Below are 14,626 nucleotides of genomic sequence, written 5' to 3' on the forward strand. Positions count from 1 at the left end.
CCTGTATCTCCCCTATTATGTTGTTTATGATATTATACATTTGTATGTTATAATGATCAATCACCTATAACAGGAGGGCTATAATGGATTCTCTCCAGCAATTAATTGGAAAAAACTTATTTGACATTCGCAGAAGCAGAGGGTTAAGCCTAGATAAAACAGCTGAACTAACGGGTGTCAGCAAAGCAATGCTTGGACAAATAGAAAGAGGAAAAACAAATCCAACGGTGACGACCCTTTGGAAAATAGCGAACGGGCTAAACGTCTCTTTTTCTGCTTTTATGAAAGAAGAAGCAACCCAAATTACGAAAGTAAAAAAAGAACAATTGAAAGCGCTAGTCGATGATCAAGGGAACTATTTAGTTTATCCGCTGTTTCCTTATCATCCAGAGAAAAAGTTTGAAATCTATTGTGTGGAAATGGAACCAGCCGGCGTCCACTTTTCAGATGTTCATCCTAAAAATAGCGAAGAATTTATTTTAATAAGCCAGGGCGAACTGACAATTGACATACAAGGACAACAATTTACGTTAACGGAAGGAGAGGCGTTGAGTTTTCAGGCCCATCAAGAGCACGTATATAAAAACCCAACGGATCAAAAAAATTCCTTTTTTGTTGTTATTTATTATGAGGAATAGATAAGGAAAAGGGATGGACCGCTAATATCTCTTGTGAAATGAATGACAACCAAAAGGGAGAGTTGGACTGCCGTCCATATGATGACTATTTATTTGTGATTCTTTCTAAAGAAGCAAGAGAAGAAATGGACGTTTTCCGAGAAGCCTAACTACCAATCCTTAAAAGCGGAAGCGCTTATTGCCATTTATTTGTGCGTGAAAGGCTCTATAGATGCTGTAGGACAATATTATGATGACATGTACTCGTTTGTTCAACGAGTCAAAGGAATACCGATAGATAAAAGCGAAGATAGCGGAATTACTTTATTTTTGCAGGAAAAACCTAAAAATCCTTATGAAAGTTCACTCGTACAGGAAATTTAGGTTCCCTTTGATCAATTAAATGCTATTCAATCTCCGGAAGATTTAAGAAAGTACACAGAGCCGGGTTTTCTTGAATACTATGACACGATGAAAGAGCGGCCGGAAGAGAAAATAAAAGAAACTTAAAAAATCGCCTATCATGGCGATTTTTTAAGTGGAGGGAAGCAAATAGAATACAGAGAAGAAGTGAGTGATACTGCCAGCAAGAACGAACAAATGCCAGATCATATGATGGTATTTAAAGCCTCGCCATACATAAAAAATAGCACCTAGTGTATATAAAATTCCTCCAGTCACTAAGAGGGCCAAGCTGCCAGCTGAAAGGTTCTGAACGAGTGTATCCCATGCAAACACGATCAGCCACCCCATTAATACGTAAAGCAGTGTAGAAGTATTTAAGAATCTTTTCACAAAGAAACATTTAAAAACCGTCCCAAATATAGCAAGTCCCCAGATCACCCCGAACAATGTCCAGCCAAGCGTTCCCTTTACAGCTAGAAATAAAAAGGGTGTATACGTTCCTGCAATAAAAAAATAGATAGAAGAGTGGTCGAAAATTTCGAATAAATTTTTGGCTCTGCCCGCTGGAAAGCTGTGCACGAGCGTAGAGGATACATACAGTACAAGCATCGTTGCGCCAAAAATAGTAAAGCTCACTACATGCCAGACCGTTCCATACAAAGAAGAATAAACAATGAGCAGAACGAGCGCGGCGATACTGAGCAAAGCGCCAATTCCATGGGTGATCGAATTAGCAATTTCCTCTCCTTTTGAGAACGTGTGTGTGTTAGCCATAGAAGAACACTCCTTTAAAACAAGATAATGTAAGTGTACCATATAAGTTTACTCTGAATCATTTTTCACCTTATAGTGGCTTTCTGTACGCTGAACTAAAGGAGGGGGCGGTAAGTCCTTTTAATTAAAAGATATGGGCGATCCATTGATTCATTAGTCCTTAATGTTGGCATATAAATTGCAAATTTTATTACATAGCAGAAGCTGAACATTTCCGTTACACATAGTGAATGCCAATAAGACCCATAAAAGGGTTATGCCGCCGCTTCCATTCAAACTCTGTCATATTGCAAGCTTTAAAAAAGAAATGGTAAATTTTATGCAAAAATGAATAATTAATGCTGAATGGCATAGAAGGTGTTGGGATTCAGTATGCAGTCTCTTAATAGAGGAGAAGAGATAACAGAACATGAGGGGAAAAAGAAAGGGAGGTCTGGAATGATGACAATAGCAAAGCGATTAACTTTAACAATGCTGGTAATGTTGCTCTTTATATTTGTTGCGACTATGGCGATCGCCTACATAAACACCAGTTCTTCCGTTGAGAAGACGATTGGTACGCAAGGAATTCAATCAGCTGAAAACGCTGCCAAGTTTATAGATTTGGAGCAATACGAGCAATTTTTGCTGAATCCTTCAGAAAGCGGCGACTATTGGGAGATCCGCCGCAAATTAGATCAAGTAAGGAAGCATATAGGTGCCATGTATCTTTATACTTTTACCGTGAAGAATGGCAAGCTAGAAATGCTGATTGATGGGATGCCTAAAGGAGATCAGTATTCTACTGAAATAGGGGAAGAGTTATCGATGCCTATGAAGGATGTAAATCCAGTGCTTCAAGGGAAAAATAGTTACACAGATATTATTCATGATGAACAGTACGGCAAGTATATGTCGATTATGATCCCGATTAAAAATGAAAATGGCGAAATCATCAGTATGTTAGGACTCGATATTTCAGCTAAACAAATTGATCATATTGAAGGAGAGATTTTAAAGAAAAGCTTTCCGTTGATCATCGGTCTGTTTTCAGTTGTGATCCTGCTTGCCTGTCTGACGGTTTACATGTTTATTAATCGTACGTTGAAACCATTGGCAGGCATGAATAACGGGTTGGATGAACTCGCCGCCGGTCGTATCGGGCGATCTCTCCAAAGAGTAGAAGCAATCAATACGAATCGAAAAGATGAAATTAAACAATTCACTTTAAACTTCCGGTCGGCTGTTTCTCAGTTAACGACGATGATTACATCTATCCGCTCATCATCTGATTCACTAACAGCGGCTGCTGAACAGCTAACAAAAGATAATCACTCGGCACAGGAGTCGAGCGAGGGAATTATCAGAAATATCCAAGAGATTGCTCATGGCAGCGAGCGGCAAATGCAAAATAACGGGGAAGCTGTTAAAGCAATAGAAGAAATGGCTGTAGGCATTCAAAAAATTGCGGAGTCCGCTTCATCGATTGCGGAGGCCAGCAGCGGTGTGACAGAATTAACAGAAGAGAGCTATACTCAAACGAATCAAGCTGTTTCTGAAATTGAAGAAGCTGCTAAATCAATTCTTGCGACCAATAAAGAGGTGGTGGAATTGGGCGTTATGTTTAAAGAAGTAGAGAAGATTGTAGAAGTGATTACAGCGATTACGGATCAGACGAACTTGCTGGCTCTCAACGCTGCCATTGAAGCAGCAAGAGCGGGAGAAGCAGGAAAAGGATTTGCTGTTGTGGCAGACGAAGTAAGAAAGTTAGCGGAAGAGTCAAAAGCCTCTGCTGGCCAGATTTCAGACATGCTGAATAACTTCGAGCAGGTAACTGCCAGGGTCGTAGAAAATACAGATATCAGTACGAGAAAAGCAGAAGCAAGTACCGAAGCAGTTTTAAAAGTCGAACAATCACTTGAGAAGATTAAAGAGGCGGTTAAGGAAGTAAATAAGGATATTCATGAAGTGTCAGCTGTGACGGAAGAAATGTCAGCTGGAACAGAAGAAGTGCTAGCGTCAATGGAACATGTTGCTCAAGTGTCAAAAAACAATGTGGAGCAAACCCAACAAGCTGTGTTTGCATCAGAAAAACAAGGGGAATTAATGAGGAAGATGAATCGCTCAGCCCAGCAGCTAATAGAATTGTCCCAGCAGCTCGAATCAGCTGTTCATCGATTCGATTTATAAGTGCAGACAACTTAGTGAGGAGATGATAGAGCAATGGACGTAAAACATGAAAATGGACGGTTTTTTGTTGAGAAAGACGGAGAGGTGGTAGCTGAACTCACTTACGTGCCAGCAGGTGATAAACAAATCGAAGTCAATCATACGTATGTATCAGATTCACTTCGCGGACAGGGAGTGGGAGGGAAGCTGATTGAGGAAGCCGTTCACCTTGCTCGGGAACAAAACATGAAGATTATCCCTACTTGCTCTTATGCAAAAGCAAAGCTGGAAGAAAGCCAATATAAAGATATAGTAGCTAAATAATAAAAAGGGAAGCTGTTAAAAGAGATCATTATTAGAGGATCATTCATCCGTTATGAGGATGAATGATCCCTTTTTGTTTACATAACTAATTAAATAATGAGGATTGAAGTATTCGAAGAGGGGAATAAGCTATTGCATGAAAAAATAACTAATAACTTTATAGAGCTATCACTTCAGTAATAGGATAAGGTTCTTAAAGAAGGATTTTGCTATCATACAACGAATAGTATGTAGGATAAATAGTTGTCGTTAGCTACTCATAAGGGAGGGGAAAGATCTATGATTAGTAAAGTCGGTCAGATTATGCTGTATGTTAATAATCAAGATGAAGCAGTGAGTTTTTGGACAGAGAAATTAAATTTTGCTGTCATTTCTGAAGAAAATAACGGACAAGGAATGAGATGGATTGAAATTGCTCCAAAAAAGGGCGCAGAAACAAGCATTATTTTGCACAATAAAGCAATCGTTGCTAGGATGTCTCCCGAATTAAATCTTGCTGCTCCTTCTTTAATGTTTTTCACGGAAAATCTCGAAAATTTACATAAAGAGTTGTCAAATAAACATATCAAAGTCGGAGACATTGTAAATATGCCTTCAGGGAAAGTATTTAACTTTGCAGACAATGAAGGAAATTACTTTGCTGTAATGGAAAAAATAAATAACTTTTAATTAAATGAACAGATGCAATAAGTTAAGCAGGAAATAATAAGGCCCACCCATTTAAATATATTTAAATGGGTGGGCCTTTTCACATTAACTGCTTCACTTATTTAAATTTAACTATAATGTTTATCCTTTTTATCGTTTCGGAAAATCTTTCATGGCTTCGTCTAACCGGTCAATATCGCCATCGATTGTGCCCTCTGTGTACGCATCGGTCGCTTGTTCATGGGTGATAGCAAAACCTTTCTCCGTCTCATCGGAGCTTTGGTAATGATTGAATTCGAATGTTTTACCGGCTGGTCCTTGTTCTGTTTTCTTTTTCATAATTTTTCTCCTTTCGCTTATTTCTCTGCTTAGTGTGTGGGAGCCGGTGATTAATTATTCAATAGTATAAAATAAAGAGAGGCGCTATGCCTCTCTTTATTTTATTCTTTATTGCCATCCACGTAGCGTCCATGATCAGGAACGGCAATTTCATCAAAATGATCCACTAAATAGGCAAGCCCTTCGCTTAGTTCGTCTCCGCTGCTTTCTTCTCCATGACCTGTTGCCGCAATAGCTGGCTGCAGTTCTGCTAAGCGAATAACAGAAGCTTTGGCGGCCGTCCAGTCAGTCGTTAAATAGCGTGGAGGGCCCTGGAATTCTTTTTTCTGAGTAAGTACATTGTATAGTGCATCTTGTTTCACTGTAACAAAGGCGTCACCAGCGATGAGCAAGCGATCTGCTGGACGGAATAGTGAAATATGTCCCGGTGAATGTCCTGGTGTGTGAATCCACTGCCAGCCTGGCATAGGCGGAACAGTACCATCTACGGGCAAAGCTTGTACTCTTCCGCTAATGTCAACGGCCTCTGTTGGAAACATGGGAGACATTTTAGCTACGAGGCCGCCTTCCACAGAAGCGTCAGGCTCTGGATAATTTCGTTTCCCGGTTAGATAAGGAAGTTCCATTTCATGAGCATATACTGGGACATCCCAGCGTTGAACAAGCTCTTCTAGCGCGCCGACATGGTCAAAGTGGCCATGAGTTAACACGATGGCTTTCGGTTTTGCTCCTTCACCAAATAAAATTTCAGTTTGCTGCAATATATCATCCGCAGAGCGGGGCATACCTGTATCAACGAGCACCCAGTCATTTTTATGACCAACAAAGAAAAGATTGACAATTTGTACGGTGTACATGTGAATATCTGGTTGAATGGCCACAACTCTGCCGCTGTTGACAGAAGTCGCGGGGATGAATTTATTTTCCAAATCTTCTTCCTCCTTGGTATGTGGTCACTCTTACTATATCCGGAATAGGGGGATAGAAAACTTTTATTAAAACATAACGCTTGTCTTTCCTTCATATGATTTCTTAGATGAATAATAGGGAGGGAGCAGGATGCAGTTTTATTACGGTCCTCAAATGCCGCTCCGCATTTTAGATGAGGCGGAATTTTGGAAGCATCAGGAAGAAGAACATACAGTTGTGATTAGAGAACTTTTGCCTAATTTAGAATCAAAATATGTCCAAGCATTAAAAGAGTGGGAAAATGCACTGGCAGCCACTCATCAAAAAATTGTTCAATTTATTGAAGCGGTTTCTCGTTCAGGGAGTTATATTCCTGTTGCACTTCAGCAGCAAGTATTAAAATTAACAGACTTTTGCCTTGAACAAAGCATGGACTTTATCGAATTGTGCCGGCAGATTAAAGAACGAAGCAAAACTGTTCAAGATAATCCAGTGGCTGTAGCGGTATTAAATCATATTATTCGGGAATCCGAGTATTTTATCGGCATTGCCCGTGCTTTATTGTCTGCCTAAATGATAGAAATAACAAATTGCCTGCGGGGATCAAGCCTCGCAGGCAATTTGTTTTAATAAAATTCCTTATATACTTTGCCGTATTTTAAAACATCATAAATAGCCTTGCCATCACTCGGATTTTCTTTTCCGTAATCAATCGGGATAAGAGAGAAGAAGATGAGGTATAGAGAAAAATAAACAAACTGATAAAAAAACAAATGGGTCGGTAAATACCCCATATGAATAAGACCATTTACTAGGATGATCGAAAATATGTTAAACAATGGTCCGCCTGCATAAATCAGCGCATGCTTCCAACGCCTGTCTTTCCTCAATTGATCGTAAAAGCAAGCCGCCTCTACGAAATAAAATTTTCGCACTTCAATTTTTTTAAAAGAAAAAATAATCTTCCCTCTCCCGATTGTTAACTTCGTTGAGCCGCCAAACAGCCAGGCAAAGAATGCATGTCCACCTATATGAATGATTAACGTGAGCGGGAGGGTAATAAAAAAAGCCCAGGCGAAGGTAATCATGTCATTGAATGTAAACATTTAAAAACTCCTTTATGCAAATCTCTTGTTGTCTCTACTCGTTTACCTCAAAGAACAAACCATAAACTTCACATTTGTTATGCTTTTCTCACTTTTTCCTTTTTCTGTTTATTTTCTGTTTATTCTTTTAACATTATGGAAATGATGGAACATTAAGGAAATTGACTTTTCTTATTTGCTTAATTGAAAGGAAGATCACAATGACTGATAAAGATCAAAAAGTGACGATGACGAGAAGAAGGTTCATTCGCAATTCCAGTTTGGTTGCAGGTGGTGCTGCTATTGGCGGTGGATTAATAGGTGCATTAATCGGTACAAATTTGGATAACGATGGAAAAGTAAAAACTAGTCATGAAACGGGACATAATCAACAAGAAAACAGCGAAGCAAGTACACGGGCGCTGATTTACTTTACTGATCGAGAAGATTTCCAAGTATTAAGTGCTGCGACGGAGAGAATCTTCCCAGAAGACGAAAATGGGCCAGGAGCAATCGGGCTCGGCGTTCCTTATTATATTGATCATCAGTTAGCTGGAAATTATGGGAATAGCACTCGTGAATACATGCAGGGGCCTTTTTTTCCAGGCACGGAAACGCAAGGATATCAGTCTCCATTAAAGCGAAATCAGGTGTTTAATGAAGGGATTCGCATGCTGAAAGAAACAAGCCAGAAAAACTATAATAAAAAGTTTGATGAATTAGATGGGGAACAGCAGGACGAGATTCTTTCACAGTTCGAGCAAGGAAAAGTGCCGTTAAGAGGTACGGATTCTAACGTATTCTTTAGTCTTCTTCGATCGGCTGTTCTAGAAGGGGCCTATTCTGATCCGGTATACGGAGGAAATGCCAATATGGAAGGGTGGAAAATGAAAAACTTTCCTGGCCATCAAGCGAGCTATCTTTCACAGATTGAAGCGAAAGAGTTTAAGAAAATTAAACCGCAAAGCTTACACGTATTTCATAAATAAAAGGAGGAACGTTCATGGCAAAGAAATTGCCTAAAGTAGATGTTGTCACGATTGGGGTTGGCTGGACAGGAGGCATTATTGCTGCTGAACTTGCCAAGCAAGGGTTAAAAGTAGTAGGACTTGAACGCGGCGCCTCGCGCTCAACGAAAGATTTTTTAATGGTTCATGATGAATACCGTTATGCGATCCGTTATGAATTAATGCAGGATACATCAAAGGAAACGATCACCTTTCGCAATGCACCGAATGAACGCGCGCTTCCAATGAGACAGCTCGGTTCCTTTTTGATTGGAGAAGGACTTGGCGGTGCTGGGGTACACTGGAATGGACAAAACTTCCGCTTTTTGCCTTACGACTTCCAAATTAGAACGATGACGGAGAAAAAGTACGGCAAAAACAAAATAGGGGCTGATTATTTAATACAAGACTGGGGCATTACATACGACCAGCTAGAGCCTTATTTTGATCGATTTGAAAAAACAATCGGGGTCAGCGGAGAGCCGAGTCCATTAGGCGGTCAGCGTTCGAATGCCTATCCGACGCCGCCAATGAAAGAAACGGTCATTACGAAACGTTTTAAAGAAGCTTCCAAAAAGTTAGGGCTCCATCCGTACCACATGCCATCGGCTAATTTAAGCAAGGCGTATAAAAACCCTGATGGTGAACAAATCAACGCTTGCCAATATTGTGGATTCTGTGAGCGCTTCGGTTGTGAATACGGCGCAAAAACAAGTCCAAATGTGACGGTAATCCCCACAGCTGAAAAGACAGGAAATTACGAATTGCGCACCCAATCAAACGTTACTCGGATTTTGTATGACGGTAAAAAAGCAACCGGTGTCCGGTATGTAGATGTATTAACAGGCGAAGAATTTGAGCAGCCAGCCGATATGATTGCCTTAACGAGTTATGTCATGAATAATGCGAAGCTATTGTTAACGTCTAAGATTGGCAAACCATATGACCCGAACAGTGGAACAGGTGTGATCGGCAAAAACTATTGCTATCAAATTCTTCCGGGATCTGTTGGGTTTTTTGAAAAAGAGCAATTTAACACCTTTATGGGAGCAGGTGCATTAGGAGCAACTGTCGATGATTTTAACGGCGATAATTTTGATCACTCGGATGTTGATTTTATTCATGGAGGAAGTGTATCGATTACGCAAACAGGTCTCCGGCCTATTCAAAATAACCCGGTTCCTCCTGATACACCGACATGGGGGAAAGAATTCAAAGCTAAATCGATTCATTACTATAACCGCTTTTTAAATATAGGAGCTCAAGGGGCGTCTATGCCGTTTCGCCGGAACTATATGGACTTAGACCCGACGTATAAAGATGTTTACGGGGAACCGCTTTTAAGGCTGACGTACGATTTTACCGAGCAAGATAAAAACTTATTTAAGTTTGTCGGTGAAAAAAGCAGTGAGATTATGAAAGAGATGGGAGCAGACACGGTTGTAACCATTAAGTCGGCTGAGAAATATAACATCGTTCCTTATCAAACGACCCACAATACAGGTGGTGTCATCATGGGCGCCGATCCTAATACATCGGCTGTGAACAATTACTTGCAAATGTGGGATGCAGAAAATGTATTTGTTGTTGGTGCTTCTGCTTTTCCTCACAATAGCGGCTACAATCCTACAGGGACTGTTGGGGCTTTGGCTTACCGGGCAGCAGAAGGCATGATGAAATATAGTAAACAAGGCGGCAGCCTTGTATAAAAGGAGAGAGCATAATGGGCATTGCGAATATCGGGATTCCAGGGTTGATTATTATTCTAGTCATTACCTTGATTATTTTCGGCCCGAAGAAGCTGCCGGAGATTGGTTCTGCTTTTGGGCAAACGCTGGCAGAGTTTAAACGTGGGGCGAATAAGCTGATGGAAGAAGACGGCGATAAAAACAAAAAAGAGGACCAGGCTCCAAAAGCATAACGGGAGGGGAAGAGGATGGGAGAACGAGAAACGTCGGAAGACATATCCCTAGAAGTGTTGGAAGAAGAACAAACGCTAGTCGAGCATTTAACAGATTTAAGAAAAGTAGTCCTGCATTCTGTTATTTGCGTACTTATGATATTTGGCTGTCTGCTTTTGTTTATGCATAAGATCATCCCATTCTTGTCTCGTGAGCATGAATTGGTGATGCTTGGACCGCTTGAAGTAATCAGGCTGTATGCCGGAATCGGGTTAGTATTGGCGTTAGGATTATCCGCACCATTCATCGCGGGACAGCTTTGGGTTTTTTCTCGGCCGGCGATGACAGCACAGGAAAGAAAAATGGCGTTGGTGTTTCTTCCCGCTGTTTTAGGAAGCTTTGTGACGGGGATTGCTTTTGGCTTTTATGTCATCTTCCCAACGATTTATCGTTTTTTAATGGGGCTTGGAGCAAAAAACTTTGAGATGATGATCACGGCTAAAGAGTATTTTCATTTTCTTATTATGACAACTGTCCCGATGGGAGTCTTGTTTGAAGTCCCGCTATTATTAATGTTTTTAACAGCGATACGGCTCGTCACACCAGTAAAACTAAAAAAAGTAAGGAAGTATGCTTTACTGATCTTTGCTGTCTTGTCTGCTTTAATCACACCACCTGATTTTCTGTCGCAATTAATTGTGCTAATCCCGCTTATTCTTTTATATGAGGCAGGGATTATCCTATCTAATTTTACGATGAAGTGGCTGGAGAAAAAGCAAAGGCAAGCAGATATCGCTTAAAATAGGAACAGTCGGGAGCAAATAACTCCCGACTGTTTTATTAATTTTTAAGAGACTTGATACATCGCTTTTACTTGTTTTTGTAAGTCTGTGTTTTCCAAATACTCATCATACGTCATTTGCTTGTCGATCAAGCCATTCGGTGTAAGATCCATCACTCGATTCGCGATCGTTTGGATAAATTGATGGTCATGGGAAGCAAAGATGAGCGAGCCTTTAAAATTGATCAATCCATTATTTAAAGCCGTAATAGATTCAAGGTCCAAGTGGTTTGTCGGCTCATCCATTAATAAGACATTGGCTCCTGATAACATCATTTTAGAAAGCATACAGCGGACTTTTTCTCCACCTGACAGGACGCTTGCTTTTTTGAGAGCTTCTTCCCCTGAGAAAAGCATACGGCCTAAAAATCCGCGTAAGAAACTTTCACTCTCATCTTCAGGAGAGAACTGACGAAGCCATTCAACAAGTGTCAACTCAGAGCCTTCAAAATATTGGCTGTTGTCTTTCGGGAAATATGATTGGCTTGTCGTGACGCCCCACTTATACGTTCCGCTATCCGGTTCCATTTCGCCGGCTAAAATCTTGAATAAAGTCGTTTTCGCTAATTCATTTGTGCCGACAAGAGCGATTTTATCATCTTTATTCATAATAAAGCTAATGTTATCAAGCACTTTTACACCGTCGATCGTCTTTGTTAAACCTTCCACACGCAATAAGTCATTGCCGATTTCACGCTCTGGTTTAAAATGAACGTATGGGTATTTACGAGAGGAAGGCTGGATGTCATCAAGTGTAATTTTTTCAAGTGATTTTTTCCGGGAAGTCGCCTGTTTAGATTTTGACGCATTGGCGCTAAAACGGGCAATGAACGCTTGAAGCTCCTTGATTTTTTCCTCTTTCTTTTTATTGGCATCCTGCGCCATTTTCGCTGCCAGCTGGCTAGACTCATACCAGAAATCGTAGTTGCCGACATAAATTTGAATTTTAGCGAAATCCAAATCAGCAATGTGCGTACATACTTTATTTAAAAAGTGACGGTCATGCGAAACCACGATAACTGTGTTTTCAAAATTAATAAGGAATTCTTCGAGCCATTGAATTGCTTGGATATCCAAGTGGTTTGTCGGCTCATCCAGAAGAAGAACGTCCGGCTTGCCAAAGAGAGCTTGTGCAAGCAATACTTTTACTTTTTCAGAACCTGTCAGTTCTGCCATTCTTTTTGTGTGAAGTTCTTCAGAGACACCAAGCCCTTTTAACAGGATTGCCGCTTCTGACTCTGCTTCCCAGCCATTTAATTCAGCGAATTCCCCTTCAAGCTCTGCTGCTTTCATTCCGTCTTCATCAGTAAAATCAGCTTTCATATAGATGGCGTCTTTTTCTTGCATAACCTCATACAAGCGCGCATGGCCCATGATGACGGTTTTTAGTACTTCTTCTTCTTCGTACTCAAAGTGGTTCTGTTTTAATACAGCCATACGCGCGCCAGGCGTCATGGACACGTGGCCGGTTTGAGATTCAAGATCTCCTGATAAAATCTTTAGGAAAGTAGATTTGCCGGCTCCATTTGCGCCGATTAACCCGTAGCAGTTCCCGGGAGTAAATTTAATGTTAATATCCTCGAATAATTTCTTATCGCCGAAGCGCAGGCTGACATCCTGTACAGTAATCAATAGTATTCTTCCTCCATTTATTCATAATCGTATCGATTATACCATCTTATAGAGTGAAAAGGGAGAGCCGTACCACTGCCAAACAAAAAGAAAACACAAAAAAAACACAAAAAAAGAACCTCCAGTTGTTAACCTGTCTGGTTCTTAAGATTGGGAAAGGATGGGACAGTGTTTTAAATGTTTAATGTGAGTCAGTTCTATTTGATGTGGGGGAGAGAGTCTCATAATATCACAATAGCCTGCCCGGTCAATTCGTACAATCCGATATTTTTCCTTCTCGTATAAAATGATATCCTGTTCTTTCACGCGGATAACCTCTCTTTATTTATAAGTAAACTCCTGGCTAAATTCGCTGCCGAGAGAAGGGGACTGGAAGCGATAAGCTGAATGATTCCCAAAACCGTGGCAATGCTGACACACTTTGCTGATAAGAAACCCTCTGATTAGAGGAACTCTGCCTAGTCCATTGCATTCTGTGCATACACGTCGATGAGTCATCAAATTCCTCCTTTCAAAGATGATGGACAAACATACTTTTCTGTAGTATACCCATTTGTGCTGCTACATAATCCAACTAGTATATAAATTCCAATTAGAGATAGAAGAGAAGAGGGGATTAAACAGACGAAAACCCCTTCTTGCATAAGAAGGGGCTCAGTCCTTTATAATTCCAAGACTTGAGGAGTGTCTTCTCCTTTGTTCATGTAACGAATGGTATTTGGAGTTATAGTAAGGACGATATAGTTAGGGTCATTTGGGCCATCGAACCATTTGGCGATTTCTTCGTTCCAAAGCTGCTCTTTTGTTTGTTGCGAATCATCGATTTTAGCGGTTCCTTCAATTTCAAGAAACGCATCGCCTATTCCCTCACCCGTATAACCGATCAAAATATGAACGTGCGGGTTTTGATCAATTTCTTCCACCTTATACGTATCTTTCCCCGTTGGTGTATAAAGTGTCAGCCCCTCATTATAAAATGTCATATAGCGGGTATGGGGCTTGTTGTTTTTCACTGTCGCCAATGTACCAATTTTATTTTCTTTCAGTATATCGAGGATTTCTGTTTTTAACTGCTCCATTTCTTCATCTCCTTTTTGCAATGCTTTCTTCTTTTACTATTCCTTTAGATGACAAAATTAAACACATACTTCTTTTGCTGAAAAGAAAAAGGAAATTTTTAAAAAATAAGGTTTGACTTTAGAAAATTTTCTGATAAGATTATTTATATTCATCAAATCCTATCTGTAAAGTAGGTGTTTAAAAATGGTTACATATGAACAGTGGAATGAAAAAGAAATCCCGCTTTTTCCAGCGGAAAGTGAAACAAAAGGAGCGCTTGAGACTCTTCAATGGGCTTATCAGGAGTACGGCGAGAAGCTCGTATACGCCTGCAGCTTCGGAATAGAGGGGATTGTCCTCATTGATTTAATTTCAAAAGTAAAACCGGATGCGGAAATTGTTTTTTTAGATACCGGTTATCACTTTAAAGAGACTTATGAAGTCATTGATGAAGTGAAAAAAAATTATCCGTCTCTCCGCATTCACTTGCAGCAGCCTGATTTAACGATCGAGGAGCAGAATGCTCAGTATGGAAAAGATCTTTGGAAAACCGAGCCTAACCAATGTTGTAATATAAGAAAAATTGTGCCGCTCTCCAAAGCGTTGGCACCATCTATTGCTTGGATTTCAGGATTGCGAAGAGAACAATCAGAAACAAGAAAGCATACAAACTTCTTAAATCAGGATCATAAGTTTAAAAAAATAAAGGTGTGTCCTTTAATTCATTGGACATGGAAGGACGTTTGGCGCTACGTGACAAAACACGAGCTTGCTTATAACCGGCTTCATGACCAAGGTTACCCAAGCATCGGGTGCGAAACTTGTACAAAACCGGCTTATTCTCTTGAGGATATGCGGGCCGGACGCTGGTCAGGCACTGGAAAAACAGAATGTGGGCTGCATACAAGTTAATTTTTTTACCTTTAAATCATACTAT

Annotated in this window: 17 protein-coding genes; 10 read left to right on the top strand and 7 right to left on the bottom strand. The window is 40.3% G+C overall.

From position 1 onward, the window contains the following. Nucleotides 1-83 precede the first annotated feature (83 nt). The gene (locus AC623_RS08270; RefSeq protein WP_049662010.1) at nt 84-638 is read left to right on the top strand and encodes a helix-turn-helix domain-containing protein; all 555 of its coding nucleotides are present in this window, start codon (nt 84-86) and stop codon (nt 636-638) included. Between the two features lie 513 nt (nt 639-1,151). On the opposite strand, the gene trhA is transcribed toward AC623_RS08270, so the two are convergent. Continuing rightward, nucleotides 1,152-1,796 carry a PAQR family membrane homeostasis protein TrhA gene (gene trhA, locus AC623_RS08275; protein ID WP_049662011.1) on the bottom strand — a complete coding sequence of 215 codons (645 nt, stop codon included), beginning with the start codon at nt 1,794-1,796 and terminating at the stop codon, nt 1,152-1,154. A gap of 1,422 nt (nt 1,797-3,218) precedes the next feature. On the opposite strand from trhA, the gene AC623_RS22270 reads away from it, so the two are divergent. The 3 genes from AC623_RS22270 (at nt 3,219) to AC623_RS08290 (ending at nt 4,937) form a co-directional block, all read left to right on the top strand. After that, the gene (locus AC623_RS22270; RefSeq protein ID WP_442853564.1) at nt 3,219-3,965 is read left to right on the top strand and encodes a methyl-accepting chemotaxis protein; all 747 of its coding nucleotides are present in this window, start codon (nt 3,219-3,221) and stop codon (nt 3,963-3,965) included. A gap of 33 nt (nt 3,966-3,998) precedes the next feature. Further along, on the top strand, nt 3,999-4,268 hold the full coding sequence (locus AC623_RS08285) for a GNAT family N-acetyltransferase (protein ID WP_049662013.1): 270 nt from the start codon (nt 3,999-4,001) through the stop codon (nt 4,266-4,268). Nucleotides 4,269-4,547: 279 nt separating this feature from the next. Further along, nucleotides 4,548-4,937 (top strand): VOC family protein, encoded by a 390-nt coding sequence (locus tag AC623_RS08290; RefSeq protein WP_049662014.1) that lies wholly within the window; start codon nt 4,548-4,550, stop codon nt 4,935-4,937. A gap of 129 nt (nt 4,938-5,066) precedes the next feature. On the opposite strand, the gene AC623_RS08295 is transcribed toward AC623_RS08290, so the two are convergent. Next, nucleotides 5,067-5,255 carry a YozQ family protein gene (locus AC623_RS08295; protein ID WP_049662015.1) on the bottom strand — a complete coding sequence of 63 codons (189 nt, stop codon included), beginning with the start codon at nt 5,253-5,255 and terminating at the stop codon, nt 5,067-5,069. A 101-nt stretch (nt 5,256-5,356) separates the two neighbouring features. After that, nucleotides 5,357-6,184, bottom strand: a complete 828-nt coding sequence (locus tag AC623_RS08300) for an MBL fold metallo-hydrolase (RefSeq protein ID WP_049662016.1) — start codon at nt 6,182-6,184, stop codon at nt 5,357-5,359. Between the two features lie 130 nt (nt 6,185-6,314). On the opposite strand from AC623_RS08300, the gene AC623_RS08305 reads away from it, so the two are divergent. After that, entirely contained in the window at nt 6,315-6,737 is a 423-nt protein-coding gene (locus tag AC623_RS08305; protein ID WP_049662017.1) for a DUF2935 domain-containing protein, read from the top strand. 53 nt (nt 6,738-6,790) lie between these two features. Here AC623_RS08305 and AC623_RS08310 read toward each other — a convergent pair whose 3' ends face one another. Further along, nucleotides 6,791-7,270, bottom strand: coding sequence for a hypothetical protein (locus AC623_RS08310; protein ID WP_049662018.1), 480 nt, complete (start codon nt 7,268-7,270; stop codon nt 6,791-6,793). Between the two features lie 200 nt (nt 7,271-7,470). On the opposite strand from AC623_RS08310, the gene AC623_RS08315 reads away from it, so the two are divergent. The 4 genes from AC623_RS08315 to tatC are packed head-to-tail and all read left to right on the top strand — an operon-like array spanning nt 7,471 to nt 10,957. After that, a complete protein-coding gene (locus AC623_RS08315) occupies nt 7,471-8,238 on the top strand; it encodes a gluconate 2-dehydrogenase subunit 3 family protein (protein WP_049662019.1) in 768 nt (255 codons plus the stop codon). A gap of 14 nt (nt 8,239-8,252) precedes the next feature. Further along, the gene (locus AC623_RS08320; RefSeq protein ID WP_049662020.1) at nt 8,253-9,965 is read left to right on the top strand and encodes a GMC family oxidoreductase; all 1,713 of its coding nucleotides are present in this window, start codon (nt 8,253-8,255) and stop codon (nt 9,963-9,965) included. Between the two features lie 14 nt (nt 9,966-9,979). After that, nucleotides 9,980-10,177 (top strand): twin-arginine translocase TatA/TatE family subunit, encoded by a 198-nt coding sequence (tatA, locus tag AC623_RS08325; RefSeq protein ID WP_049662021.1) that lies wholly within the window; start codon nt 9,980-9,982, stop codon nt 10,175-10,177. Between the two features lie 15 nt (nt 10,178-10,192). Continuing rightward, nucleotides 10,193-10,957: a twin-arginine translocase subunit TatC gene (tatC, locus tag AC623_RS08330; RefSeq protein WP_049662022.1), complete on the top strand. Its 765-nt coding sequence runs from the start codon at nt 10,193-10,195 to the stop codon at nt 10,955-10,957. Nucleotides 10,958-11,004: 47 nt separating this feature from the next. Here tatC and AC623_RS08335 read toward each other — a convergent pair whose 3' ends face one another. The 3 genes from AC623_RS08335 to AC623_RS08340 all read right to left on the bottom strand — a co-directional run bounded on the left by AC623_RS08335 (nt 11,005) and on the right by AC623_RS08340 (nt 13,709). Further along, nucleotides 11,005-12,630, bottom strand: coding sequence for an ABC-F family ATP-binding cassette domain-containing protein (locus AC623_RS08335; protein WP_049662023.1), 1,626 nt, complete (start codon nt 12,628-12,630; stop codon nt 11,005-11,007). Nucleotides 12,631-12,951: 321 nt separating this feature from the next. Continuing rightward, nucleotides 12,952-13,128, bottom strand: coding sequence for a hypothetical protein (locus tag AC623_RS21400; RefSeq protein ID WP_156187011.1), 177 nt, complete (start codon nt 13,126-13,128; stop codon nt 12,952-12,954). Between the two features lie 164 nt (nt 13,129-13,292). Then, nucleotides 13,293-13,709 carry a pyridoxamine 5'-phosphate oxidase family protein gene (locus tag AC623_RS08340; protein WP_049662024.1) on the bottom strand — a complete coding sequence of 139 codons (417 nt, stop codon included), beginning with the start codon at nt 13,707-13,709 and terminating at the stop codon, nt 13,293-13,295. A 184-nt stretch (nt 13,710-13,893) separates the two neighbouring features. Between AC623_RS08340 and AC623_RS08345 the strand changes: the two genes are divergently transcribed. Continuing rightward, nucleotides 13,894-14,601, top strand: a complete 708-nt coding sequence (locus tag AC623_RS08345) for a phosphoadenylyl-sulfate reductase (protein ID WP_049662025.1) — start codon at nt 13,894-13,896, stop codon at nt 14,599-14,601. Nucleotides 14,602-14,626 lie beyond the last annotated feature (25 nt).

Source organism: Bacillus sp. FJAT-27231 (genome assembly GCF_001183975.1).
In the GTDB taxonomy this organism is placed as follows: Bacteria; Bacillota; Bacilli; order Bacillales; family Domibacillaceae; genus Pseudobacillus; species Pseudobacillus wudalianchiensis.

What these genes read in the sequence shown, in the direction of transcription:
- AC623_RS08290 (WP_049662014.1), top strand. Translation starts at nt 4,548, where the DNA reads ATGATTAGTAAAGTCGGTCAGATTATGCTGTATGTTAATAATCAAGAT.
- AC623_RS08305 (WP_049662017.1), top strand. Translation starts at nt 6,315, where the DNA reads ATGCAGTTTTATTACGGTCCTCAAATGCCGCTCCGCATTTTAGATGAG.
- AC623_RS08320 (WP_049662020.1), top strand. Translation starts at nt 8,253, where the DNA reads ATGGCAAAGAAATTGCCTAAAGTAGATGTTGTCACGATTGGGGTTGGC.
- tatA (WP_049662021.1), top strand. Translation starts at nt 9,980, where the DNA reads ATGGGCATTGCGAATATCGGGATTCCAGGGTTGATTATTATTCTAGTC.
- AC623_RS08270 (WP_049662010.1), top strand. Translation starts at nt 84, where the DNA reads ATGGATTCTCTCCAGCAATTAATTGGAAAAAACTTATTTGACATTCGC.
- tatC (WP_049662022.1), top strand. Translation starts at nt 10,193, where the DNA reads ATGGGAGAACGAGAAACGTCGGAAGACATATCCCTAGAAGTGTTGGAA.
- AC623_RS22270 (WP_442853564.1), top strand. Translation starts at nt 3,219, where the DNA reads ATGGCTGTAGGCATTCAAAAAATTGCGGAGTCCGCTTCATCGATTGCG.
- AC623_RS08310 (WP_049662018.1), bottom strand. Translation starts at nt 7,270, where the DNA reads ATGTTTACATTCAATGACATGATTACCTTCGCCTGGGCTTTTTTTATT.
- trhA (WP_049662011.1), bottom strand. Translation starts at nt 1,796, where the DNA reads ATGGCTAACACACACACGTTCTCAAAAGGAGAGGAAATTGCTAATTCG.
- AC623_RS08285 (WP_049662013.1), top strand. Translation starts at nt 3,999, where the DNA reads ATGGACGTAAAACATGAAAATGGACGGTTTTTTGTTGAGAAAGACGGA.
- AC623_RS21400 (WP_156187011.1), bottom strand. Translation starts at nt 13,128, where the DNA reads ATGACTCATCGACGTGTATGCACAGAATGCAATGGACTAGGCAGAGTT.
- AC623_RS08340 (WP_049662024.1), bottom strand. Translation starts at nt 13,709, where the DNA reads ATGGAGCAGTTAAAAACAGAAATCCTCGATATACTGAAAGAAAATAAA.
- AC623_RS08295 (WP_049662015.1), bottom strand. Translation starts at nt 5,255, where the DNA reads ATGAAAAAGAAAACAGAACAAGGACCAGCCGGTAAAACATTCGAATTC.
- AC623_RS08345 (WP_049662025.1), top strand. Translation starts at nt 13,894, where the DNA reads ATGGTTACATATGAACAGTGGAATGAAAAAGAAATCCCGCTTTTTCCA.
- AC623_RS08315 (WP_049662019.1), top strand. Translation starts at nt 7,471, where the DNA reads ATGACTGATAAAGATCAAAAAGTGACGATGACGAGAAGAAGGTTCATT.